Consider the following 21,894-nt stretch of genomic DNA (forward strand, 5'->3'; position numbering starts at 1 on the left):
GCATTACCTAACATTGATCATGGGAGCTGAAGATGCAGCGCATCCTGCTCGGCGGGAAGATCCATCGGGCCACCGTGACCCAGGCCGACCTCCACTACGTCGGATCCATCACCATCGACAAGGTCCTCATGGACGCGGCCGGGCTCATCGAGGGGGAGCAGGTCCATGTCGTGAACATCGCCAACGGGTCACGGCTCGTCACCTACGCCATCGAAGGCCAGGCGCGTTCGGGCGTCATCGGCATCAACGGGGCCGCCGCACACCTCGTGTCCCCCGGAGACCTGGTGATCATCATGTCCTTCCGGCATGTCGCCGACGACCAGGCGGGATCGCACGTACCCTTCGTGGTGCACGTCGACGAGCGCAACCGGATCGTCGGCCTCGGAGCCGACCCGGCCGCCCCCGTCCCCGGCTCGGCCACCCAGGTCACCGGTCGGTGAGATAGCCGCCCATCGTGCGGAAGACCTCCGCGGCGGGCAGGTCCGCGCCCGACTCCGTGCGGACCTGCTCGATCACGAGTCCGTGGCCGCGCCCTCTCCGGGCCTCAGGGCCGGCGACGATGACCACTCCGTCGCCTTCCCGGATGAACACGCGGCCGGGGGTGCCTCCGTACAGACCCTTCGACACGGACGCCCTCAGCACGCGGATGCGCTCACCCCTGTAGAACGTGAAGGCGTTCGGGTACGGGTCGGACTGCGCGCGCACCAGCCGCTCGATGTCCTCGGCCGGCCAGGTCCAGACGATGCGGCTGTCCTCGACGGACCGTTTGTGGAAGAAGCTCGCCTTCGACCGGTCCTGGGCGACCGGGGCCGCCCGGCCGCTCTCGATCAGCGCGAGCGCGTCCCGCACGATCGGGCCGATCAGCGCGACGGTCCTGTGGAACAGGTCCGTGGCCGTGTCCGAAGGCCCGACGCGCACGGCGCGCTGCAGCACGATGTCGCCGGCGTCCAGTTCCCCGTCCATGAGGTGAGCGGTGACGCCCACCTCCTCCTCCCCGTTGATCAGCGCCCAGATCAGCGGCGAGAAGCCGGCGTAGGCGGGCAGCAGCGAGTCGTGCACGTTCAGCGTGCCGTGGCGGGGCAGCCCGAAGATCTCCGGCGGGATCCAGGTGCGCCAGTTGTTGGCGACGATGATGTCCGGCGCCGCCTCCTTGAGCGTGGTGACGAGCTCGTCGTCCGGCCTGGCGCGCAGCAGGACGGGAACGCCGTGCCCGGCCGCCAGGGCAGCCACGGAGTCGTCCCAGATCTTCTCGTAGGCGTGCTCGCTCCTCGGGTGCGTCACGGCGAGCACCACGTCGTGGCCGGATTCCAGCAGTGCCTGCAACGTACGGTGTCCCCAGGTCTGGTAGCCGAACATCGCAACCCGCATGTGCGCCTCCTGTGGTGAGCCTAATTAGGTAAGCCTAACCTAAAAGATAAGCGTGCGACGATCATGTTCGTCACTGGATGGGCTGCGACATGTAGGAAATGTCGTGAAACGACCGGCGTCAGGTGGTAAAAGATCAGTTGACCGAAAGATTGCTGATCAACTAATGTCTAGCGGATTATGGCCCAACAAGCCGCTCCTCCTCAGCGGCGCAGTGCCGGCATGAGACCGCGGCGGTGACCCCGTCGAGCGGACACGTCGTCAAAGTCAATAAGGAAGTGCATGGCCAGTAGTGGTTTCAGCTACGCCGGTCCGGAGGGTCTTGAGCATCTCAAGCGGGCCGGCCTGAGAAGCCAGGACGCCGGCGAGAGCCTCGTAGGGATCCGCAGGTCGTTCGTCACACACGCGAAGGGCGACGTCAACACGTACGCTCTGATTCAGGACGGCGCGGCGGAACTCGCCAGCGGCTACAACCAGTTCTTCGGCGACCTGTCCGACTCCATGTACCGGCGTGCCAGCGCTCTGAGCAACTGCGGCAGCAACCTGAAGTACTCCGCGGCCAACTACGGCTGGAGCGAGCGGCTCCTCCCGCCCGACGACCCGCCCCCCATCCGCGAGAGCGTCGAGCTCCCCGATCCCGGCACCATGTCCGTGACGTTCAACGCGACACTCGACCTGCTGGGCCTCGGCGACGACTACGAGCGCAAGCTCCTCGAGATGCAGCAGGCGTGCGAGGACACGGCCCGTCGGCTCCGTGCGCTGCAGCCCGACATCGACGCGGTCGAGGACGAGGTCGAGAAGGCGCGATGGGGCGGAGACGCCGCCCAGACCTACCACGCGGCCTGGACGAGATACGTCAACCCTTCCGGCGGCGGGACAGACCAGGCCCAGACCCTGGAACAGTGGGCGGCGCGCTCCGAACACTCTGCCGAGATCCTCGGCACCGCCGTCGAGGAGACCCAGAGGTCCAAGCACCTCGTCAAGCGCACCCTGCAGACGCTCGCGGCGGTCGGCGTCATCATGGCCGGAGCGGCGATCCTCAACCCGGCGGTACGCGCCTTCCTCGTGCGGATGGCCAAGGCTCTCAAGCAGCGTGCCATGCTGTTGATCAAACTCCTGCGCGGCAGGCTCAAGCAGCTCGGCAAGAGGTTCAGAACGAGCGCGGCCGGACGTCGCCCGGTGCTGCGCGAATTCATGAAGAACGGGCTCATGGTCGTCGGTGCGAACTATGTCAATTCCTCGCTGGCGAACTGGGGCAGGGGCGCGGAGCTCCGGAATCTTCTCCCCTCGCTCTTCTCGCCCTCCGCGCTCGCCTCGGCCTTCTCGGTCTCCCCGGGCATGCTGGGCACCCTGTCCTTCCTCCTCGGCCTCGGCGGCGCCTTCTCCCTCGTGAACAGGCTCGGCTCGGTGACCAGGTTCGCGCAGACCCACCCTCTCGCGTTCAACATGGCGCTCGAACTCGGCGTCAATGCCGGCGCCGCCACTGCGCTGAGCATGATGTTCGAGAACAAGAGCTTCGGCGCCGCGCTCAAGGACGGCGTCATCGTCGGCGGCGTCAGCGCGGTCTTCGGCGCCGGATACTACGGACTGCTCCGTGACGCGACCGGCCTGAAGCACCTCGCCTGGCGCCATGCGGACAAGTGGGGACTCAAAAAGCTCTGGCCCGTCGACCCGAGCCGTGCGATGTCGGCCACCAACGTCCGCTACGGACGGGTTCTGCCCGGGAACCATCTCGCCCAGATGAAGCTCAAGGACGGCACCAAGATCTGGCTCCCGAAGAACAGCCTCACCTACCGGGCCAGGCAGATCGGGCCGGTCAACGCCTTCCTCAACCTGAACCCCTTCTGGAAGGGCCGCATCCTCGGCCTCCTCCCGGGAACCATCAACTACACCCTGGTCCCCCGCGGCCAGAGCGAGCCCGTCGACCTGAACATCCCCGACTACCGGAACTGGGATCACGGCTCCAACGGCGAACCGCCGCGATCCGGCTCCAGGCAACCGGTCGGCGCCACCACGCACACGGTGCAGGGCGGCGACACGCTGTCGGCGATCGCTCAGCGCGAATACGGCAGCGAGCGCTACGTGTCGCTCCTCCAGCAGGCCAACTGGCATCTCGACGGCATCGACCAGGGCCACCTGTCCCCAGGCCAGCAACTGGTGATCCCGGAACTCGAGAAGGAGAAGGTCTCCTAGGGAGGAAACCGGGACGGCGCCTCACCGGCGTGACACGAGGCGCCGTCCCGGGTCACCGGCGCGGGCGCGAGGGGCCATCCTGGGTCACGACGTCGATGCCGGCCTCGGGATCGAGATCCGGGAGGGCGTCGACCACCTTCTCCTCCGCCTTCGCGACGACCTCGCGCCGGGCGTCGCGGACGGCTGCCAGGACCTCCTCCGCCAGCACGTGACTGTCCAGCCGCATGGCACGGGCCCCGATGCTGATCTCGCGGACGCGTCCGTGCGCGTCCGCGGTCGCCGTGACGTGCCCGGACGCATTCGCGCCCGTGCCGACCACGCTCTCCAGCTCGTCGTACCGCTTCTCCAGGACATCGGGCACCCGGCGCTCGTCCTCGTCCGCCTCGGCGCCGGAGCCGGACATCTCCAGGAGGCGCCGGAGAACGTCGCTCACCGCCCGCCCGTCGCGGTCGGTAGCCAGGCTCTCGCCGAGCCGGTCGGACGTGATCGAGGAAAGGGCGGCGCCGTCCAGGATCTCGCGCGCCTGCTCCCGCGCGTCCCGTTGCGCCGCGCTGAGCACCGCGGCCACATCCTCGGCGAGACGGTCCGCCTCGCGCCGCATCACGCGGGGATCGAGAGCGAGCGAAACGATCGCGCCGTCGGCGTCGGCCCTCGCCCTGATCATCCCGTCGTCGCTCTCACCGACCCCGGCGATCACCCGATCGCGATCCCGCGCCGCCAAGGACTCCCGCACCATCTGGTCGACCTTGCCGTCGATCGCGGCCATGATCTCGCGATCGTCATCCTGCCCGGAGAGCGTAGCCATGCGGCACTCCAATGATCATGCGTCCCTGTCAGCGCGCCAGTTTAGGGCACCCGATATGCCCATCCCCAGCAGCCCGGATGACGGCCGGACGGTGCCCGCACCCCGGCCTCCGTATCACGCGGCCCGTGCTGATCGGGTGGACGGCTCGCGGGCGCCGGCACGTTCCTGCACGAGGACGGGCCCGCCGGCGGCGCAGGAGATGTGCAGGGGCCGGGCCTGCACGGAGGGGAGCCGACTCCAGCGGATGGAGCCGTCGCGCGTGGATGGAGTGCCGGAAGCGGGATTCGAACCCGCACGCCCTTTCGAGCAGACGCTTTTGAGGCGTCCATGTCTGCCATTCCATCATTCCGGCTGATTTTCCGGACTTGTCCGGATCAACGCCGCGCTCCACCGCTGAAGATGATCAGCAACGGGTGCCAGCGTGGATCTAATCTACCGGACGTCTGTACTCTTGCGCTCGTGAGTACGCAGCGGCGAGTAGTGATCGCGGAAGACGAGGCCCTGATCCGCCTTGACCTCAAGGAGATGCTCCAGGAGGACGGCTACGTCGTCGTGGGCGAGGCCGGTGACGGCGAGCAGGCGATCCGGCTGGCTGCCGAGCTGAAACCCGACCTCGTCATTCTCGACGTCAAGATGCCCGTGCTCGACGGCATATCCGCGGCCGAGCGCATCGTGGGCGAGCGCATCGCGCCGTGCCTCATCCTGACCGCCTTCTCCCAGCGTGACCTGGTCGAACGCGCCAGGGACGCGGGGGCGATGGCCTATCTGGTCAAGCCGTTCACGAAGGCGGACCTGGTGCCGGCCATCGAGATGGCGGTCAGCAGGCACGAGGAGATGGTGGCGCTGGCCGCCGAGGTGTCCAACCTGTCGGAGCGGCTGGAGACACGGAAGCTGGTCGAGCGCGCCAAGGGGCGGTTGATGACGCAGCACGGCTGGAGCGAGCCCCAGGCCTTCCGGTGGATCCAGAAGGCGTCGATGGACCGGCGGCTGAGCATGCGCGAGGTTGCTCAGATCGTTATGGACGACGCGGCCGAGCGGGGCTGAGGCGCCCGCACCACGCGGTGTGCCCGGTCGCGTCCTAGCCGTCGGGGCGGGCCGCGGTCAGGGCGCTGTCATGGCGCGGCCTCCGCATTCCCTCACGTCCCACCTTCCCCATCATTCCGGCCCTGACCCGAAATTTCGGGTCAGGGCCGTTCTTTGTGTGAAGTGTCCGTAACTGTGGTGGAACATCCCATTACTATGGGTATTTGGGACATTACGAATCAGTATAAAAGTCGCGTAACAACTCCCTGGTGTCCCATTCGAGCGGCATGCTGAGCTCGGAGAACCCGGCGAAGGGGACGTTCCTTCGCTGAGATTGGGGGAGTCTTCTTTATGATCCGCATTGCTCCAGCGGGACGCCTGCTGGCCGTCGCGGCTGCGGCGAGCCTGGCTCTGACGGCCTGTGGCGGCGGCGGTGGCGACGACACGTCGGCGCAGCAGTCCGCGCCGGCGTCGTCCGCCGCGTCCTCGGCACCCGCGGCGAAGGGCGACGGCACGCTGACCCTCGGCACGGTGCTGCCGCAGACCGGCTCGCTGGCCTTCCTCGGCCCGCCCGAGTTCGCCGGCGTCGACCAGGCCGTCAAGGAGATCAACGACGCCGGGGGCGTGCTCGGCAAGCCGGTCAAGACGGTCCACACCGACTCGGGTGACACGACGACCAACATCGCGTCGCAGTCGGTGGACAAGCTGCTGGCGCAGAAGGTGGACGCGATCGTGGGCGCGGCGTCGTCGTCCGTGTCGGAGTCGATCATCGACAAGGTGACGGGCGCCGGCGTGGTGCAGTTCTCGCCGGCCAACACCTCCGACGCGTTCACCACGATCAAGGACAACGGCCTCTACTTCCGCACCGCGCCGCCGGACAAGCTGCAGGGCCGCGTGCTGGGCGACCTGATCGCCGCCGACGGCAACGACACCATCGGCATCCTGGCCATGCAGGACTCCTACGGCTCCGGCCTGGCCGACCAGGTCACCAAGACCGCCGAGGAGGCGGGGGCGAGCGTCGTGGAGCGGGTCGACTACGACCCGAAGGCGCCGGAGTTCTCCGCCGACGTGGCGCGGATCAAGGCGAAGAACCCGAAGGCGGTCGTGCTGATCGGCTTCGAGGAGGGCGCCAAGGTCATCGCGGAGCTGGTCAAGCAGGGCCTGTCGGCCGACAAGGTCAAGTGGTACATGGTGGACGGCAACATGTCGAACACCAACTACGTGAAGATGCCCAAGGGCACGCTCACGGGCGTCAAGGGCACCATCCCGGGCGCCGAGGCCCCTGACGACTTCAGGAAGAAGCTCAAGAAGCTCAACGCCGAGCTCGACGACTTCACGTACGCGGCGGAGTCGTACGACGCGGCGAACCTGATCGCCCTGGCCGCCGAGGCGGCGAAGGACGACTCCGGCGCGTCGATCGCGGCCAAGCTGGCCGAGGTCAGCAAGGGCGGCGAGAAGTGCAAGAACTTCGAGGAGTGCGCCGCCCTGCTGAAGGAGGGCAAGGACATCGACTACGAGGGCGTCAGCGGCCCGGTCGAGTTCAACGACGCCGGTGACCCGGCGGTCGCCACCATCGGCATCTACCAGTACGGCGAGAACAACACCTACGACACCAAGGCGCTGGAGTACCGCACCGGCAACATCGAGGGCTGACCCTGCGGATCCGGCCGCTGAGCGACCCCGCGTGCGGCGGGTCGCTCAGCGGCCGAAGCCGCACGCCCTGAACGCGTAGCCGATCAGGCGGTCCTGCAGCGGCTTGGGCGGGGCCACGACGACCACCCGCTCCTCGCCCCCGTCGATGCCGGCCCGCACGGGGAACTGGAAGGCCTTCTTGGCCTCGCCGAACGCGTGGCCGTCGCAGCGTGCGGGGGTGAGCTCGATCGGCACCTCAAGGCGCTGCTCCGTGGCCCGCAGCAGGCCCAGGCGCCGGCCGTCGTAGGCGACGTTGTAGTGCGTCGTGCCGCCCATGGCGGCCAGCGTCACCGCTCCCGCGCCGCGCCGGGTGACGACCAGGTCGCCGCGCATGACCTTGCCGGACTCCGTCCATTCCGGGCCGAACGTGATGTTCACCGCCTGCTTGATGAGGAACTCCGAGCACTCGTCGCGCAGCAGCCTGGCCAGCAGCGGGTCGGGATGGGGCAGCTCGAAGGCGACCTTGCGCAGCGGCTCCGCGCCGGTGCGGAGATGGGCCACGACGGTGGCGGGCCGCACCTGGGGCAGGCCGCCGGGCGAGCAGTTGGCGGCGCCGTACGGGATGGGCAGGTCGGTGCGCTCGGTCCTGCCGATGGCGGCGCGGGCCTGGCTCGCGGGCACCGTACGGAAAGATGGCGTCACCAGCTGGACGTCGGCGAAATAGACGGGGGTGTCGCGGGTGTTGCGCACGGCCACCTGAAGCCGGTGTGCCGGTTCGTCGGAACGCCATTGCCCGAGCGTGACGGAGACGCCGGCGGGCGGGCCCGAGACAGCCGCGGGAGACGGCCCGCTGGAACCGCACCCGGCGAGAAGGGCCACCGCGGCCAAGAATGTGGTGTTACGCCTCACCTGACGCACATTAAGCCTGCTTCCGCAGGTCCCGTAAGTTGAGGACTGATTACGACTCCGCATCCAAGTGCCGACAGTTCCTCGCGGCATCTGGTTGGAGCATGCGACAGTTTTGTACGTTTCCGTCATTCGATCGGGAACGTTCGGCGGTGCTGACGGATCCCCGGCCTGAAATGAAGGAGACACTTCATGATCCGCATTGCTCCCGTGGGACGGGCGCTGGCTGTCGCGGCTGCCACCAGCCTGGCCCTGACAGCCTGCGGTGGTGGCGGCGACACGGCCACGCAAACCTCCGAAAGTGCCGCGCCCGCCTCATCCTCGTCGGCCCCGGCCGCGGCGAAGGGTGACGGCACGCTCACCCTCGGCACGCTGCTGCCCCAGACCGGCTCGCTGGCCTTCCTCGGCCCGCCCGAGTTCGCCGGGGTCGATCTCGCGCTCAAGGAGATCAACGAGGCCGGCGGAGTGCTTGGCAAGCCTGTCGAGAAGTTCGACACCGACTCGGGTGACACGACGACCAACATCGCCTCCCAGTCGGTGGACAAGCTGCTGGCGCAGAAGGCCGACGCCATCATCGGCGCCGCGTCGTCGTCGGTGTCGGAGTCGGTGATCGACAAGATCACGGGTGCCGGCGTGGTGCACTTCTCGCCCGCCAACACCTCCGACAAGTTCACCACGATCAAGGACAACGGCCTCTACTTCCGCACCGCGCCGCCGGACAAGCTGCAGGGCCGCGTGCTGGGCGACCTCGTGGTGTCCGACGGCAACGACACGGTCGCCATCATGGCGATGCAGGACTCGTACGGCACCGGCCTGGCCGACCAGGTGGAGAAGACCGTCACCGACGCCGGCGCCCAGGTGGTCGAGCGGGTCGACTACGACCCGAAGGCGCCCGACTTCTCCGCCGACGTCGCCAAGATCAAGGCGAAGAACCCGAAGGGCATCGTCCTCATCGGCTTCGAGGAGACCGCGAAGGTCATCGGCGAGCTCGTCAAGCAGGGCATGCCGGCCAGCAAGCACAAGTGGTACATGGTCGACGGCAACATGTCGAACACCAACTACGTGAAGATGCCCAAGGGCACGCTCACGGGCGTCAAGGGCACCTACCCCGGCGCCTCGGCTCCCGACACGTTCAGGAAGAACCTCCTCGAGGTCGACCCCAAGCTCGAGGACTACACCTACGCTCCCGAGTCGTACGACGCGGCCAACCTGATCGCGCTGGCCGCCGAGGCCGCCAAGAGCGACGCGGGCGCCGACATCGCGGCCAAGCTGGCCGAGGTCAGCAAGGGCGGCGAGAAGTGCAAGAACTTCAAGGAGTGCGTCGACCTGCTGAAGGCCGGCAAGGACATCGACTACGACGGCGTCAGCGGCCCGGTCGAGTTCAACGACGCCGGTGACCCGGCGGTCGCCACCATCGGCATCTACCAGTACGCCGACGACAACAAGTACCCGGTCAAGGCGCTTGAATACCGCACCGGCAACATCGAGGGCTGACCGGCACCCGCGTGACGGAGAAGGGCCCGGTCGTCAGGACCGGGCCCTTCTCCTTTTCATGCGCAGCCGGCCACGATGCGGTCGGCGGCCGCGCGGTAGCGCTTCAGCAGCGCCACCCGCCGCTCGCGCGGCACGTCGTTCCTGGACAGCCCCGCGGTCGTCGTCTCGACGGTCTCCACGGCCCCGCTCAGCGAGCCGGGCAGCCGGCCGCCGAACTCCCGCGTGATGCCGTGCACCTCCGCCAGGCGGCCGGTCAGGGCGTCCTCGAAGTGCTGGCGGTCCTCCTGGCCCTTCGGACCCAGCATGAGGCCCGCGTACCCGATGGCGGACACCACGCGGGCGCAGGGGCTGTCGGTGGGATCGCCTCCGGTGCTGTACTTCCCCGCCGACGAGGCGGCGTCCTGGCAGCCGACGAGCAGGACGGGGAGCATGAGCGCGACTGTCGCCAAGCGTTTCACACCGATCATTAAAGAACGGCGAAGGGGCTCACGGGGAGCCCTTTCGCCGTTCTCGCGAACGATCGCCGGATCTACGCCTTGGCCAGCGTGCCGAGGTAGAGCTCGATGACCTTGGGGTCGTTGGCGAGCTGCCGCCCGGTGCCGGTGTAGGCGTTGCGGCCCTGGTCGAGGACATAGCCGCGGTGGCAGATCTGCAGGCAGCGGCGCGCGTTCTGCTCCACCATGATGACCGTCACGCCCGCCTTGTTGATCTGCTGGGCCTGGATGAAGACCAGGTCCTGCAGCTTGGGCGACAGGCCGGCGGACGGCTCGTCGAGCAGCAGCACCGAGGGCTCGGTCATCAGGGCCCTGGCCATCGCCACCATCTGCCGCTCGCCGCCGGACAGGGATCCGGCGCGCTGCTTGCGCCGTTCCTTGAGCGCGGGGAACAACTCGGCGACGAACGCGAAGCGCTCCTTGAACTTCCCCGGGGTCTGGAAGGCGCCCATCTCGAGGTTCTCCTCGATGGTGAGGCTGGGGAAGACGTTGTTGGTCTGCGGGACGTAGCCCACCCCGCGGGCGACCAGCGTGTGCGCCTTCATGTTCGTGATGTTCTCACCTTTGAGCAGCACCGTTCCGCTGCGGATGTTGACCAGCCCGAACATGGCCTTGAGCAGCGTCGACTTCCCGGCGCCGTTGGGGCCGATGATGCCGATCAGCTCGCCGTCCTTGACGTAGAGGTCGGAGCCGTTGAGGATGTTGACGCCCGGCAGGTAGCCGGCGATCAGCTCGTCGCACCGGAGCACGGCGTCCTCGGCGCCTTCCAGATGCGCGCTGCGGTCGGTGACGGCCGCCTTCGACTCTGCGCCGGCGTTCACTTCTGCGTCTCCTCTTCGATCTCGGCCTCCAGCGCCGCCTCAGCCTCGTGCAGCTGGGCCTCCAGCTCGCCCTCGGACAGGGGCGCGTCGTGGTGGGCGCCCAAGTAGGCGTCGATCACCCGCTCGTCGGACATGATCGTCGAGGGCGGGCCCTCGGCGATGACCGCGCCCTGGGCCATGACGATCACCCAGTCGCTGATGTCGCGGACCATGTCCATGTCGTGCTCCACGAACAGCACCGTCATGCCCTGCTCGCGCAGGTCCTTGACGTGGCCGAGCAGCGACTGGGTCAGCGCCGGGTTGACGCCCGCCATGGGCTCGTCGAGCATGACCAGCTCGGGGTTGACCATGAGCGCGCGGGCCATCTCCAGCAGCTTGCGCTGGCCGCCGGACAACGATCCGGCGAAGTCGTCGCGTTTGGCGTCGAGCTTGAAGCGGGCCAGCAACTCCTCGGCCCGCTCGGTGATCTCGTCCTCCTGGGCACGCCACAGGCGCGGCACGAGCGCCTGCCAGAAGTTCTCGCCCTTCTGCCTCTGGGCGCCGAGGCGCATGTTCTCCAGCACCGTCAGGCGCGACAGCGCCTTGGTGAGCTGGAAGGTGCGGACCATGCCGCTTCTGGCCACCTTGTGGGCGGGAACGCCGTTCATGGACCGCCCGTTGAACGTCCACGAGCCGGCGTCGGCCTTGTCGAACCCGGTGAGCTGGTTGAAGAACGTGGTCTTGCCGGCGCCGTTGGGGCCGATCAGCGCCGTGATGGAGCCCCGCTGGATCTCCACGTGGCCGACGTCGACGGCGGTCAGGCCGCCGAAGCGGCGGACGACGCGGTCCACCACGAGGATGGGGTCGGGCTTGGGCACGCCCGGATCGCGCGCCAGGTCCTTGAAGGCGGCCAGGGCGGCGGCCTTGCGGTCAGTGCTCATGGTCTCAGCGTGCATCGATTGCGATCTCCCTCTTGTCACCGAAGATGCCCTGTGGCCGGTAGACAAGCAACAGGATCAGACCGGCGCCGACCAGGATCCAGCGCAGGGCGCCGACCTGGTTGGTGTCCATGAAGGTGATGTACCCCACGCGGACGGCCTCGGAGAGCACGCCGTAGATGAGCACGAGCAGGACCCAGAAGAGCATCGAGCCGATGACCGGGCCGAGCACGCGGGCCGCGCCGCCGAGGATGACCATCGTGTACATGTAGAACGTCGTCTCGGTGCCGAACACGTCAGGCTGCACCGAGGCATAGCCCAGACCGTAGATGAAGCCGCCCATGCAGCCGATGACGCCGCCCAGCACCAGCGCCTGCATCTTGTAGGAGAAGACGCTCTTGCCCAGGCTGCGCACGGCGTCCTCGTCCTCGCGGATGGCCTTGAGCACGCGGCCCCACGGACTCTTCATCAGCAGGTGGACCATGAGGCAGGCCAGGGCGATCAGCACCCAGCCGACGGTGATCACCCACATCGTGCGGTGGTTGAAGAACAGCGGGATGGGGCCGAGGTTGAAGCCGTAGTTTCCCGCGGGGTAGGGGTTGAGAGCGTAGAAGCCCTCGGTGAAGCCGCGGTGGCCGTCGGAGCCGCCGAAGACGTCCTTGAACTGCACCGAGCGGAAGACGAGCCGGACGATCTCGGCCGCCGCGATGGTGACGATGGCCAGATAGTCGGCGCGCAGCTGCAGCGTCGGTATGCCCAGCAGGAACGCCAGGATCACCGCCGCGATCAGGCCGAAGATGATGCCGACCCAGAACGGCATGCCGAGGACGACGACGGTGACCGCCAGACCGTAACCGGCCACGCCCATGAACGCGGCCTGGCCGAAGTTGAGCAGCCCGGTGTAGCCGAAGTGGATGTTGAGACCGATGGCGGCGATGCCGTACAGCACTGTCTCCACGCCGACCGCGGACTTGATGGTGGTGCTGAAGATCGTGATCCAGTCCATTCTGATCCTCCCCCGATCAGCCGATCCGCTCGCGGCGGCCGAGGATGCCCTGCGGCCGGACGAGGAGCACGATGATGAGAACGGCCAGCGCCCCGACGCTCTTGAGCTCCGGCGGCACCCACAGTGTCGAGACCTGGATGAACAGGCCGACCACCAGCGACCCGATCAGCGCGCCGAACGCGGTGCCGAGCCCGCCGAGCGTCACGCCGGCGAAGATGAGCAGGAGCATCTCCTGCCCCATCGTGTATTTCAGGTTCTGGGAGAGGCCGAGCATGATGCCCGCGAGTGCGGCGATGGCGCCGCCCGAGGTCCAGATGATCCGGACGACCCGGTCGACGTTGATGCCGGACGACGCCGCGAGCGCCGGGTTGTCGGCGACCGCGCGCGCCGCCTTGCCGGTGCGGGTGCGCAGCAGGGCGATGCCGACGATGATCAGCACGACCAGTTCGATGCCCATGGCGACGAAGTTCTTCGGCGCGGCCGAGATCGGTCCCACCTGCACGCCGGGCTGGGCGTTGTACTCGGTGTACGCCTCGGTCTGGCCGCCGAAGACGATGAGGAACAGGTAGCGCAGGAAGAGCGCGACGCCGATCGAGATGATCATCATGGCGATGATGCCGGTGCCGCGCCTGCGCAGTTGCCCCCAGAAGAAGCGGTCCTGCAGATAGCCGAGCAGGCCGGCGACGATGACGGCGATGGCGGCGGCGGGGATGAGGCCGAGGCCCATTCCCGCGTTGAACCCGTAGGCGAGGATCGCGCCGAGGGTGACCAGCTCGCCGTGGGCGAAGTTGGTCAGGCCGGTCGTGCCGTAGATGAGCGAGAGGCCGAGCGCGGCCAGGGCGATGATCAGGCCGAGGTTGAAGCCCTCGAAGGTGAGCTGCGCGGCGCGGGTCCAGAACGCGCTGTCGTCGTCGCTCTGCTGCCCCTGGTCCTGGCCGCCGCCCTTCGGCTGGAGGGGGAAGAGGGCGGTGGAGCAGTTGCCCTCATGGACGCTCAGCGTGCGGACGTTCGTGCCGCCCCGCGGCTCGGCGTTCTGCGGCAGGCTGCCGGGATCCAGGGTGACCTTGTATCTGCCTGGATCCTCGACCTGGACATCCCACTTGCCCTGAGCGTCGGTGGTGGCCTCCGAGACGGGTTTGCCGTCCTCGGTGGTCACGGAGATTCTGGCGCCGTTCACTGGCTGGCCTTGGAAGTTGAGTGTTCCCCTCAAGCCCTGGCAGTCGGCCGGCCCCGCGTGGGCCGGACCGGCGAGCAGGAAGATGAGTCCACCCAGGAAGGCCGTGAACGCGATCACGGCTCTGCGCAATGGTGCTCCCTCGAAAATAGGTCAAGGCGGGGTTGTGCCCCTCCATCTCGACACGCGCGCATCGCAGGCACAACTGGAATGCAATGGCGGGAGCTTATTCTGGGTGCGCCCGTTTCAGTATCGTTCGTCACCAATTAGTGACATGTGTGTGTCACTGATGTGAGGAACCAACGAGGCAGGTCAGGGGCTAAATCAGGGGAGACGCCTGGCACGTGGGGAAAACGATGGAATAACGATCGTCTGTGGATGTTGACGAGCCCGCGGGGTGGCCTTTGGGGCCGTGTAAGGCTTCCCCGGCCGTACACGTTTTCTACTGAGCCTCCCCGCGGGGCTCTGTCCGGTCAACCGTAGCGACCCGCGGGGGGCGCGCGCAAAGGCTGCGCGCAAGTGGCCGGTGTGTCAGCGGTCGCGCAGCATGCAGGTGAGGCGCGAGGTGCACACGCGACGCCCCTGCTCGTCACTGATCACGATGTCGTACGTCGCCAGCGTCCGGCCCGCGTGCAACCTGGTCGCGACGCCGGTCACATGGCCGGAGGTCGCGGGGCGGTGGTGGGTGGCGCTGATCTCGATGCCCACGGCGATGCGGTCGGGCCCCGCGTGGATCGCCGCCGCCACCGAGCCCAGGGTCTCGGCCAGCACCACAGACGCCCCGCCGTGCAGCAGCCCGTACGGCTGCGTGTTGCCCTCGACCGGCATCCGGCCCGTCACCCGCTCCGGCGTGGCCTCGAGGAACTCGACGCCCATCCGCTCGGGAAGCGTGCCCGCGTGCATGTCGCCGACCATCGCCGCATCCATGGGGTTGGTCTGTGTCAAAGGGACGCCTCCACTCTTCCGAGCTCAGGTTTTCTGTCGCAGACGCAGACTAGGCTGCGGGTGTGCCGAAGAGTGAAGTGACCCCCAGCCGCCCGTGCCTGTTGCTGCTTGACGGGCATTCCCTGGCCTATCGCGCGTTCTACGCGCTCAAGGACGCCAACCTGATGACCACCGACGGTCAGCACACCGAGGCGGTCTACGGGTTCACCTCGATGTTGACCAACATCCTGCGCGACGAGCAGCCGACCCACGTGGCGGTGGCCTTCGACAGGTCGGAGCCGACGTTCCGCCATGAGGAATACTCCGACTACAAGGCCAACAGGAGCGAGACGCCGGAAGACTTCCGCGGGCAGATGCAGCTGATCTTCGAGCTGCTCGACACGCTGCGCATCCCGCGGCTGTCCAAGGCGGGCTTCGAGGCCGACGACCTCATCGCCACGCTGGCCACCCGCGCCTCGGCGGAGGGGATGAACGTCCTGATCGTCACCGGCGACCGCGACGCGCTCCAGCTGGTCGACGCGAACGTCACCGTTCTGATGACCCGGCGCGGCATCAGCGACATGACCAGGTTCACGCCCGAGGCGGTCCAGGAGAAATACGGCCTGACGCCCGCTCAATACCCTGATTTCGCGGCACTGCGCGGCGACCCCAGCGACAACCTGCTGAGCATCCCGAGCGTGGGGGAGAAGACCGCGGCCAAGTGGGTGCGCGAGTTCGGCTCGCTGACCGCGCTGGTCGACCGGGTCGACGAGGTCAAGGGCAAGGTCGGCGACAAGCTGCGCGAGCACGTCGCCCAGGTGCTGATGAACCGCCGGCTCACCGAGCTGCTGCGCGACGTCCCGCTGGAGGTCGAGCCCGGCGCGCTCAGCCAGGGCACGTGGGAGCGCGAGGAGATCAACAAACTGTTCGACACCCTGCAGATCCGCGGCGAGCTGCGCGAGCGGGTGTTCAAGGTGCTCGGCACCGGCGAGCAGGAGCCCGAGCAGGGCTTCGAGGTGGAGACCGTGCTGCTCGGCCCCGACCGCGTCGCGGGCTGGCTGTCGGCGCTGCCCGCCGGCCGCGCGGGCCTGGCGTTCAAGGGCTCCTACGGCAGCGGCGGCGGGCGCGTCGACGCCGTCGCCATCGCCTCGCCCGACGGCACGGCCGCCCACATCGACCTCGTCAAGCTCACCGAGGCCGACGAGACGGCCCTGCGCGCCTGGCTCGGCGACGACGCCCGCCCCAAGGCCGTCCACGACGCCAAGGGTCCCATCCTGGCCCTCTGGGCGCAGGGCATGGAGCTGCGCGGCCTGAGCTGCGACACCGCGCTGGCCGCCTACCTCGCCATGCCGGGGCAGCGCACGTTCGCCCTGGAAGACCTGGCCAGGCGCTACCTCAACCGCGACCTGCGCGCCGAGGAGGAGCCCGACGGGCAGGCCGCGCTGTTCGGCGACGACGAGGACGCGCCGGCCAAGGATCTCGCGCTGCGCGCCCACGCCGTACGCGAACTGGCCGACTCCCTGGAGAGCTTCCTGGCCGGGAGGGGCGGCACCCAGCTCATGACCGACGTGGAGCTGCCGCTGCTGTCGGTGCTGGCCGAGATGGAGCGCGCCGGCATCGCCGTCGACAGCGAATACTTCGCGGGCCTTGAGGCCGAGTTCGGCGCCGCCGTCAAGCACGCCGTGGAGGAGGCGCACCGCTCGGTCGGCGAGCAGTTCAACCTCGGCTCGCCCAAACAGCTGCAGGAGATCCTCTTCGTCCGGCTCAACCTGCCCAAGACGAAGAAGATCAAGACCGGCTGGAGCACCGACGCCGACCAGCTCGCCTGGCTGGCCACCCAGACCGAGCACGAGCTCCCCACGATCATGCTGCGCCACCGCGACCAGGCCAAGCTCCGCATCACCGTCGAGGGCCTGATCAAGGAGATCGCCGACGACGGGCGCATCCACACCACGTTCAACCAGACCATGGCCGCCACGGGCCGGCTGTCGTCGGAGAAGCCCAACCTGCAGAACATCCCGATCCGCACCGCCGAGGGCCGCCGCATCCGGCAGGGCTTCGTGGTCGGCGAGGGCTACGAGACGCTGCTGACGGCCGACTACAGCCAGATCGAGCTGCGCATCATGGCCCACCTGTCGGGCGACGAGTCGCTGATCGAGGCGTTCGAGTCGGGCCACGACTTCCACCAGGCCACCGCCGCCCGCGTGTTCGACCTGCCGCCCGAGCAGATCGACGGCGAGCTGCGCGCCCGCATCAAGGCGATGAACTACGGCCTGGCCTACGGCCTGTCCGACTTCGGGCTGGCCCAGCAGCTCAACATCCCGGTGGCCGAGGCGCGGGCGCTGAAGGAGGAATACTTCACCGAGTTCGGCGGCGTGCGAGACTTCCTGCACGCCATCGTCCAGCAGGCCCGCGCCGACGGCTACACCGAGACCATCATGGGCCGCCGCCGCTACCTCCCCGACCTCACCAGCGACAACCGCCAGCGCCGCGAGATGGCCGAGCGCATGGCGCTCAACGCCCCCATCCAGGGCTCGGCGGCCGACATCATCAAGGTCGCCATGCTGCACGTGCGCCAGGCGCTCGGCGAGGAAGGGCTGGCCTCCCGGATGTTGCTGCAGGTCCACGACGAGCTGGTGTTCGAGGTGGCGCCCGGCGAGCTGGAGCCGCTCACGCAGCTCGTGTGCGACCAGATGAACGCCGCCTACCACCTGCGCGTGCCGCTGGAGGTCTCCGTGGGCGTCGGGCGCACCTGGGAGGACGCCGGCCACTGACCCTGCCACTGACGCTGTCACTGGCCCTGCCACTGACGGCGAGGGCCGCCCGTCGTGGGGGATCTGCACTAGCCTGATCGTGTTTCTCACCCGAGCGGCCCGGGAGTTCTGTGCGGTTACCAGCGTCCCTCACGCGGATCATCGGCATAGCGAACGTGGTGGTGATAACGGTGGCCATCGTCGGGCTCAGCCTGTTACCGGACGAGCCGCGGCCGCACGCGCGGCCGGACGACGCGGCCGAGGTCGGCGACAGCTCTCCGCCGCCCAGCTCGCCGCCCAGCCCGTCGCCGGTGGGCCAGCCGCCCGGCGTCGTGTCCACGCCGGAGTTCGCCCGTCAGGTGCGCGCCAACGAGGCCGGCCTGGTGCCGGTCCTGATGTACCACCGGATCGTCGCCGAACGGCGGGCCTCCATCGACAGGACCCCCGCCCAGCTCAGGAAGGAGCTGGAGCGGCTGGCGAAGGAGGGCTACGTGCCGATCACCGCCAGGGAGTTCGTCACCGGCGAGATCCCGGTCCCCGCGGGGAGGTTCCCGGTGGTGCTCACGTTCGACGACGGTCACCCCAGCCACTTCGCCCTCGACGCCGCGGGCAACCCGGCGGCGGGCACGGCCGTGGCCGTGATCCAGGAGGTGGCCAGGAAACACCCGTCCTTCCGGCCCGTCGCCACGTTCTGGATCAACAAGGAACCCTTCGGGCTGCGCGACAGGCCGTCGCAGACGGCGGCCGTGCGGTGGCTGGTCGACCGCGGCTACGAGGTCGCCAACCACACCTGGAGCCACCCCGACCTGCGGACGATCAAGCGGAAGAAGGTGCACGAGCAGATCGTCCGGCTCGAACGCCTGCTCAAGAAGCTCGGCGTGCCGTCCTCCAGGACCATGGCGCTGCCGTACGGCTCGTTGCCCCGCGGGAAGAAGCCCGCTCGGGTCGGGAAGTGGGACGGCACGCGTTATGATTTCGCAGGCGTGTTCCTCGCCGGGGCCGAGCCGTCACTTTCGCCCTACGCGAAAAAATTCGACCGGGGGGCGATCCAGCGCATCCAGAGCAACGCCAAGAAGGGCGAGTGCCGCAAGTGGTGTTCGCAACACTGGCTCGACTGGCTGCGTAAGCACCCTGGTGAGCGCTACGTCTCCGACGGCGATCCCGACCGGATCTCCATACCGAAGAAACTACGCGGTAATATCAGGGCCAAGCGAGGGCTCCAGGTCATCGCGTACTGACGCCTCCCTGGATTGACCCCGTGGCCAAGGTCTCATATGCTGATCGCTGCGCTGTGGGCTCGCGCGCGCCTCAGACGGAGCGGGCTCGCGCTCGGTCACGTCGATGTCGTCATTCCTCGGCTTGATGCGGAAGAGGGCCTGCCGCGCATCCGCCACATCGACATCCTGTCCGCGTTCGGAGCAATTCCACACATGACGTCCAGCACTGAGGCCACCTCGAGCACCCCGCAGGTAGCGGTCAACGACATCGGGTCCGAGGAAGCCTTCCTCGCAGCGATCGACGAGACCATCAAGTACTTCAACGACGGCGACATTGTCGAGGGCACCGTCGTCAAGGTCGATCGAGACGAGGTCCTTCTCGATATCGGCTACAAGACCGAGGGTGTCATCCCCTCGCGCGAGCTTTCGATCAAGCACGATGTCGACCCTGCTGACGTCGTGGAGGTCGGCGAACACGTCGAGGCCCTGGTTCTCCAGAAGGAGGACAAGGAGGGCCGCCTGATCCTGTCCAAGAAGCGCGCCCAGTACGAGCGCGCCTGGGGCACGATCGAGAAGATCAAGGACGAGGACGGCATCGTCACCGGCACCGTCATCGAGGTCGTCAAGGGTGGTCTCATCCTCGACATCGGCCTCCGTGGCTTCCTCCCGGCGTCCCTGGTCGAGATGCGGCGTGTCCGCGACCTGCAGCCGTACGTCGGCCGCGAGCTCGAAGCCAAGATCATCGAGCTCGACAAGAACCGCAACAACGTGGTCCTGTCGCGCCGTGCCTGGCTCGAGCAGACGCAGTCCGAGGTTCGCCAGACGTTCCTCAACACCCTCCAGAAGGGCCAGGTCCGCAAGGGCGTCGTCTCTTCGATCGTCAACTTCGGCGCCTTCGTCGATCTCGGCGGCGTCGACGGTCTGGTCCACGTGTCCGAGCTGTCCTGGAAGCACATCGACCACCCGTCCGAGGTCGTCGAGGTGGGCCAGGAGGTCACGGTCGAGGTCCTCGACGTCGACATGGAGCGCGAGCGCGTCTCCCTGTCGCTCAAGGCCACCCAGGAAGACCCGTGGCAGCAGTTCGCCCGCACCCACCAGATCGGCCAGGTCGTGCCGGGCCGCGTCACCAAGCTGGTGCCGTTCGGCGCGTTCGTCCGGGTCGAGGAGGGCATCGAGGGCCTGGTCCACATCTCCGAGCTGGCCGAGCGCCACGTGGAGATCCCGGAGCAGGTCGTCCAGGTCGGCGACGAGATCTTCGTCAAGATCATCGACATCGACCTCGACCGCCGTCGCATCAGCCTGTCGCTGAAGCAGGCCAACGAGGGTGTCGGCACCGAGGTCGAGTTCGACCCGACCCTCTACGGCATGGCGGCCACCTACGACGACCAGGGCAACTACATCTACCCCGAGGGCTTCGACCCGGAGACCGGCGAGTGGCTCGAGGGCTTCGACAAGCAGCGTGAGGAGTGGGAGCGGCAGTACGCCGAGGCCCAGCAGCGCTTCGAGGCCCACAGGAAGCAGATCGAGGAGGCCCGCAAGGCCGAGGCGGAGGCCGGCGAGGCCGCTCCCTCGTCCTACACCGGCGACTCGCCGGCCCAGTCGGGCGGCGGCTCGTCGTCGGCTCCCGCCAGCGGCGCGCTCGCCTCTGACGAGGCGCTCGCGGCCCTGCGCGAGAAGCTCGCCGGCGGCCAGAGCTGACGCTTCACTGAAGGCTGCGGCTCGATCCCTGGCCTGAACGAGAACCCCGCACGGACGACCCGTGCGGGGTTCTTCGTATGCGGGTGTCGTCGCGGGCGCCCCTGAGCATTTACGGTACGCGGCCCTCCGGCTCGCGCCCGGGCCGCGCCGGTGACGCTCGGGCGGCACCCCACGCGTACGCCATCCTCCGGACGGTCCGGCCGAGCGGGTCGATGCGGAAGCCTTCTTGCCGCAAGGGTTCCTAGGGTGCCGGGCATGAACGTCATCAAGCGCTTTCACCTGGACATTCCGCAGATCGACCTCGACGACCTGCGCGACCGGCTGCGGCGTACCAGATGGGCGAGGGCGCTGCCCGGCGGGTGGAGCCGGGGCGTGCCCGCACCATACCTGCGCGAGCTCGCCGAACACTGGGCCGACGGCTTCGACTGGCGGGCGTGGGAGGCCAGGCTCAACGCCTTCCCGCAGTTCACCACCGGCATCGACGGGCAGACGATCCATTTCGTGCACGCCCGCTCCCCGGAGCCCGGCGCCATACCGCTGATCATGACGCACAGCTGGCCGAACTCCGTCGCCGAGTTCCTGAGCGTCATCGGGCCCCTCACCGACCCGCGCCGGCACGGGCTCGACCCGGACATCGCCTTCCACGTCGTGGCGCCATCGCTGCCCGGGTTCGCCTTCTCGCCGTTCCCCGAGCCCGCCGACGAGCGGCCGTGGAACATCGAGCGGGTGGCGCGCGCGTGGGCCGAGCTGATGCGCCGGCTCGGCTACGAGCGGTACGGCGCCCACGGCAACGACGCCGGAGCGCTGGTGACCCCGCAACTGGCCGCGCTCGACAGCGAGCACGTGATCGGCTCCGTCATCACGGCCGGGCTCGGCCTCCACACGGGTGACCCGGCGCAGCTGGAGGGGTTCAGCGAGGCCGAGCGGGCCGAGCTGGCGGAGATGGCCGCCTGGATGACCGAGGGCAGCGGGTACGGCCCCTACCTCGCGAGCAGGCCGCAGACGCTCGCGTACGGCTTCACCGACTCGCCGGTGGCGCAGCTCGCCTACCTCGTGGAGAGGTTCAAGGAGTTCGACGGGTGGGGGGCGGGGTCCGAGCCCGTCGAGCGCGACCTGGTGCTGGCCAACGCGAGCCTCTACTGGCTGACCGGCACCGGTGGGTCGTCGTCGTGGCCCTACTACGAAGGCGCCGCGGGGCTGCCCGTCGACCAGCGGGCCGTGCCGACCGGGGTGACACACGGCGGGCCGGCGGTGATGCGGCGGATCGCCGAACGCGGCAACGACATCGTCTACTGGGGAGAGGCGCACAGCCCCAGCCACATGGTCGCCATGGCGACGCCGGACTCCCTGGTGGCGGGCATACGCGCCGCTTTCCGGACGATCCGCTGAGGCTGCCGGAGATTTCCCCTACGGCCTTCGGCGAAGCCGTCCACCGGCCCGCAGGGCGCTGACAGACTGCTGACCTGCGCTGT

Annotated in this window: 18 protein-coding genes and 1 tRNA gene; 9 read left to right on the forward strand and 10 right to left on the reverse strand. The window is 68.4% G+C overall.

What is annotated here, in order from left to right; translation table 11 throughout:
- Positions 1-32 precede the first annotated feature (32 nt).
- Positions 33-440, forward strand: coding sequence for an aspartate 1-decarboxylase (gene panD, locus ABGB14_RS07680; protein WP_347642820.1), 408 nt, complete (start codon positions 33-35; stop codon positions 438-440).
- On the opposite strand, the gene ABGB14_RS07685 is transcribed toward panD, so the two are convergent.
- Positions 427-1,368, reverse strand: a complete 942-nt coding sequence (locus ABGB14_RS07685) for a methionyl-tRNA formyltransferase (protein ID WP_347642821.1) — start codon at positions 1,366-1,368, stop codon at positions 427-429. The two genes, panD and ABGB14_RS07685, sit on opposite strands and share 14 nt — an antisense overlap.
- 279 nt (positions 1,369-1,647) lie before the next feature.
- Here ABGB14_RS07685 and ABGB14_RS07690 point away from each other — a divergent pair, with 279 nt between their 5' ends.
- Complete coding sequence (locus tag ABGB14_RS07690) at positions 1,648-3,558, forward strand: LysM domain-containing protein (RefSeq protein WP_347642822.1); 1,911 nt, start codon at positions 1,648-1,650, stop codon at positions 3,556-3,558.
- Positions 3,559-3,610: 52 nt separating this feature from the next.
- On the opposite strand, the gene ABGB14_RS07695 is transcribed toward ABGB14_RS07690, so the two are convergent.
- The gene (locus tag ABGB14_RS07695) at positions 3,611-4,363 is read right to left on the reverse strand and encodes a YbaB/EbfC family nucleoid-associated protein (RefSeq protein ID WP_347642823.1); all 753 of its coding nucleotides are present in this window, start codon (positions 4,361-4,363) and stop codon (positions 3,611-3,613) included.
- 269 nt (positions 4,364-4,632) lie between these two features.
- Positions 4,633-4,715 (reverse strand) — tRNA-Leu (locus ABGB14_RS07700).
- Positions 4,716-4,762: 47 nt separating this feature from the next.
- On the opposite strand from ABGB14_RS07700, the gene ABGB14_RS07705 reads away from it, so the two are divergent.
- Positions 4,763-5,407, forward strand: coding sequence for a response regulator (locus ABGB14_RS07705; protein WP_347643136.1), 645 nt, complete (start codon positions 4,763-4,765; stop codon positions 5,405-5,407).
- Positions 5,408-5,737: 330 nt separating this feature from the next.
- The gene (locus ABGB14_RS07710) at positions 5,738-7,039 is read left to right on the forward strand and encodes an ABC transporter substrate-binding protein (RefSeq protein WP_347642824.1); all 1,302 of its coding nucleotides are present in this window, start codon (positions 5,738-5,740) and stop codon (positions 7,037-7,039) included.
- A gap of 45 nt (positions 7,040-7,084) precedes the next feature.
- Here the strand turns inward: ABGB14_RS07710 and ABGB14_RS07715 are convergent, their stop codons facing one another.
- Entirely contained in the window at positions 7,085-7,897 is an 813-nt protein-coding gene (locus tag ABGB14_RS07715; RefSeq protein WP_347642825.1) for a hypothetical protein, read from the reverse strand.
- A 219-nt stretch (positions 7,898-8,116) separates the two neighbouring features.
- On the opposite strand from ABGB14_RS07715, the gene ABGB14_RS07720 reads away from it, so the two are divergent.
- On the forward strand, positions 8,117-9,418 hold the full coding sequence (locus ABGB14_RS07720; protein ID WP_347642826.1) for an ABC transporter substrate-binding protein: 1,302 nt from the start codon (positions 8,117-8,119) through the stop codon (positions 9,416-9,418).
- 56 nt (positions 9,419-9,474) lie between these two features.
- Here the strand turns inward: ABGB14_RS07720 and ABGB14_RS07725 are convergent, their stop codons facing one another.
- From ABGB14_RS07725 to ABGB14_RS07750, 6 genes are all read right to left on the reverse strand, one after another.
- Positions 9,475-9,876: a hypothetical protein gene (locus tag ABGB14_RS07725; protein WP_347642827.1), complete on the reverse strand. Its 402-nt coding sequence runs from the start codon at positions 9,874-9,876 to the stop codon at positions 9,475-9,477.
- 71 nt (positions 9,877-9,947) lie between these two features.
- Positions 9,948-10,682: an ABC transporter ATP-binding protein gene (locus ABGB14_RS07730; protein ID WP_347643137.1), complete on the reverse strand. Its 735-nt coding sequence runs from the start codon at positions 10,680-10,682 to the stop codon at positions 9,948-9,950.
- 47 nt (positions 10,683-10,729) lie between these two features.
- Complete coding sequence (locus ABGB14_RS07735) at positions 10,730-11,653, reverse strand: ABC transporter ATP-binding protein (protein ID WP_347642828.1); 924 nt, start codon at positions 11,651-11,653, stop codon at positions 10,730-10,732.
- A 4-nt stretch (positions 11,654-11,657) separates the two neighbouring features.
- Entirely contained in the window at positions 11,658-12,656 is a 999-nt protein-coding gene (locus tag ABGB14_RS07740; protein WP_347642829.1) for a branched-chain amino acid ABC transporter permease, read from the reverse strand.
- 16 nt (positions 12,657-12,672) lie between these two features.
- A complete protein-coding gene (locus ABGB14_RS07745) occupies positions 12,673-13,962 on the reverse strand; it encodes a branched-chain amino acid ABC transporter permease (RefSeq protein ID WP_347642830.1) in 1,290 nt (429 codons plus the stop codon).
- Positions 13,963-14,361: 399 nt separating this feature from the next.
- Positions 14,362-14,745 (reverse strand): hotdog fold thioesterase, encoded by a 384-nt coding sequence (locus ABGB14_RS07750; protein WP_347643138.1) that lies wholly within the window; start codon positions 14,743-14,745, stop codon positions 14,362-14,364.
- Positions 14,746-14,837: 92 nt separating this feature from the next.
- On the opposite strand from ABGB14_RS07750, the gene polA reads away from it, so the two are divergent.
- The 4 genes from polA (at position 14,838) to ABGB14_RS07770 (ending at position 21,811) form a co-directional block, all read left to right on the forward strand.
- Positions 14,838-17,528, forward strand: coding sequence for a DNA polymerase I (gene polA, locus ABGB14_RS07755; RefSeq protein ID WP_347642831.1), 2,691 nt, complete (start codon positions 14,838-14,840; stop codon positions 17,526-17,528).
- A gap of 155 nt (positions 17,529-17,683) precedes the next feature.
- Positions 17,684-18,745 (forward strand): polysaccharide deacetylase family protein, encoded by a 1,062-nt coding sequence (locus ABGB14_RS07760; protein ID WP_347642832.1) that lies wholly within the window; start codon positions 17,684-17,686, stop codon positions 18,743-18,745.
- Between the two features lie 192 nt (positions 18,746-18,937).
- Positions 18,938-20,422: a 30S ribosomal protein S1 gene (gene rpsA, locus ABGB14_RS07765; RefSeq protein WP_347642833.1), complete on the forward strand. Its 1,485-nt coding sequence runs from the start codon at positions 18,938-18,940 to the stop codon at positions 20,420-20,422.
- 255 nt (positions 20,423-20,677) lie between these two features.
- Positions 20,678-21,811 carry an epoxide hydrolase family protein gene (locus ABGB14_RS07770; protein ID WP_347642834.1) on the forward strand — a complete coding sequence of 378 codons (1,134 nt, stop codon included), beginning with the start codon at positions 20,678-20,680 and terminating at the stop codon, positions 21,809-21,811.
- Positions 21,812-21,894 lie beyond the last annotated feature (83 nt).

It is taken from the genome of Nonomuraea sp. B10E15 (assembly GCF_039871615.1).
Lineage (GTDB): Bacteria > Actinomycetota > Actinomycetes > Streptosporangiales > Streptosporangiaceae > Nonomuraea.

Excerpts from the sequence above, each read along its gene's own strand:
- ABGB14_RS07695 (WP_347642823.1), bottom strand. The coding sequence starts at position 4,363 with ATGGCTACGCTCTCCGGGCAGGATGACGATCGCGAGATCATGGCCGCG.
- panD (WP_347642820.1), top strand. The coding sequence starts at position 33 with ATGCAGCGCATCCTGCTCGGCGGGAAGATCCATCGGGCCACCGTGACC.
- ABGB14_RS07690 (WP_347642822.1), top strand. The coding sequence starts at position 1,648 with ATGGCCAGTAGTGGTTTCAGCTACGCCGGTCCGGAGGGTCTTGAGCAT.
- ABGB14_RS07685 (WP_347642821.1), bottom strand. The coding sequence starts at position 1,368 with ATGCGGGTTGCGATGTTCGGCTACCAGACCTGGGGACACCGTACGTTG.
- ABGB14_RS07770 (WP_347642834.1), top strand. The coding sequence starts at position 20,678 with ATGAACGTCATCAAGCGCTTTCACCTGGACATTCCGCAGATCGACCTC.
- ABGB14_RS07705 (WP_347643136.1), top strand. The coding sequence starts at position 4,763 with ATGATCAGCAACGGGTGCCAGCGTGGATCTAATCTACCGGACGTCTGT.
- ABGB14_RS07710 (WP_347642824.1), top strand. The coding sequence starts at position 5,738 with ATGATCCGCATTGCTCCAGCGGGACGCCTGCTGGCCGTCGCGGCTGCG.
- ABGB14_RS07735 (WP_347642828.1), bottom strand. The coding sequence starts at position 11,653 with ATGAGCACTGACCGCAAGGCCGCCGCCCTGGCCGCCTTCAAGGACCTG.
- ABGB14_RS07720 (WP_347642826.1), top strand. The coding sequence starts at position 8,117 with ATGATCCGCATTGCTCCCGTGGGACGGGCGCTGGCTGTCGCGGCTGCC.
- ABGB14_RS07750 (WP_347643138.1), bottom strand. The coding sequence starts at position 14,745 with ATGGTCGGCGACATGCACGCGGGCACGCTTCCCGAGCGGATGGGCGTC.
- ABGB14_RS07740 (WP_347642829.1), bottom strand. The coding sequence starts at position 12,656 with ATGGACTGGATCACGATCTTCAGCACCACCATCAAGTCCGCGGTCGGC.
- rpsA (WP_347642833.1), top strand. The coding sequence starts at position 18,938 with ATGACGTCCAGCACTGAGGCCACCTCGAGCACCCCGCAGGTAGCGGTC.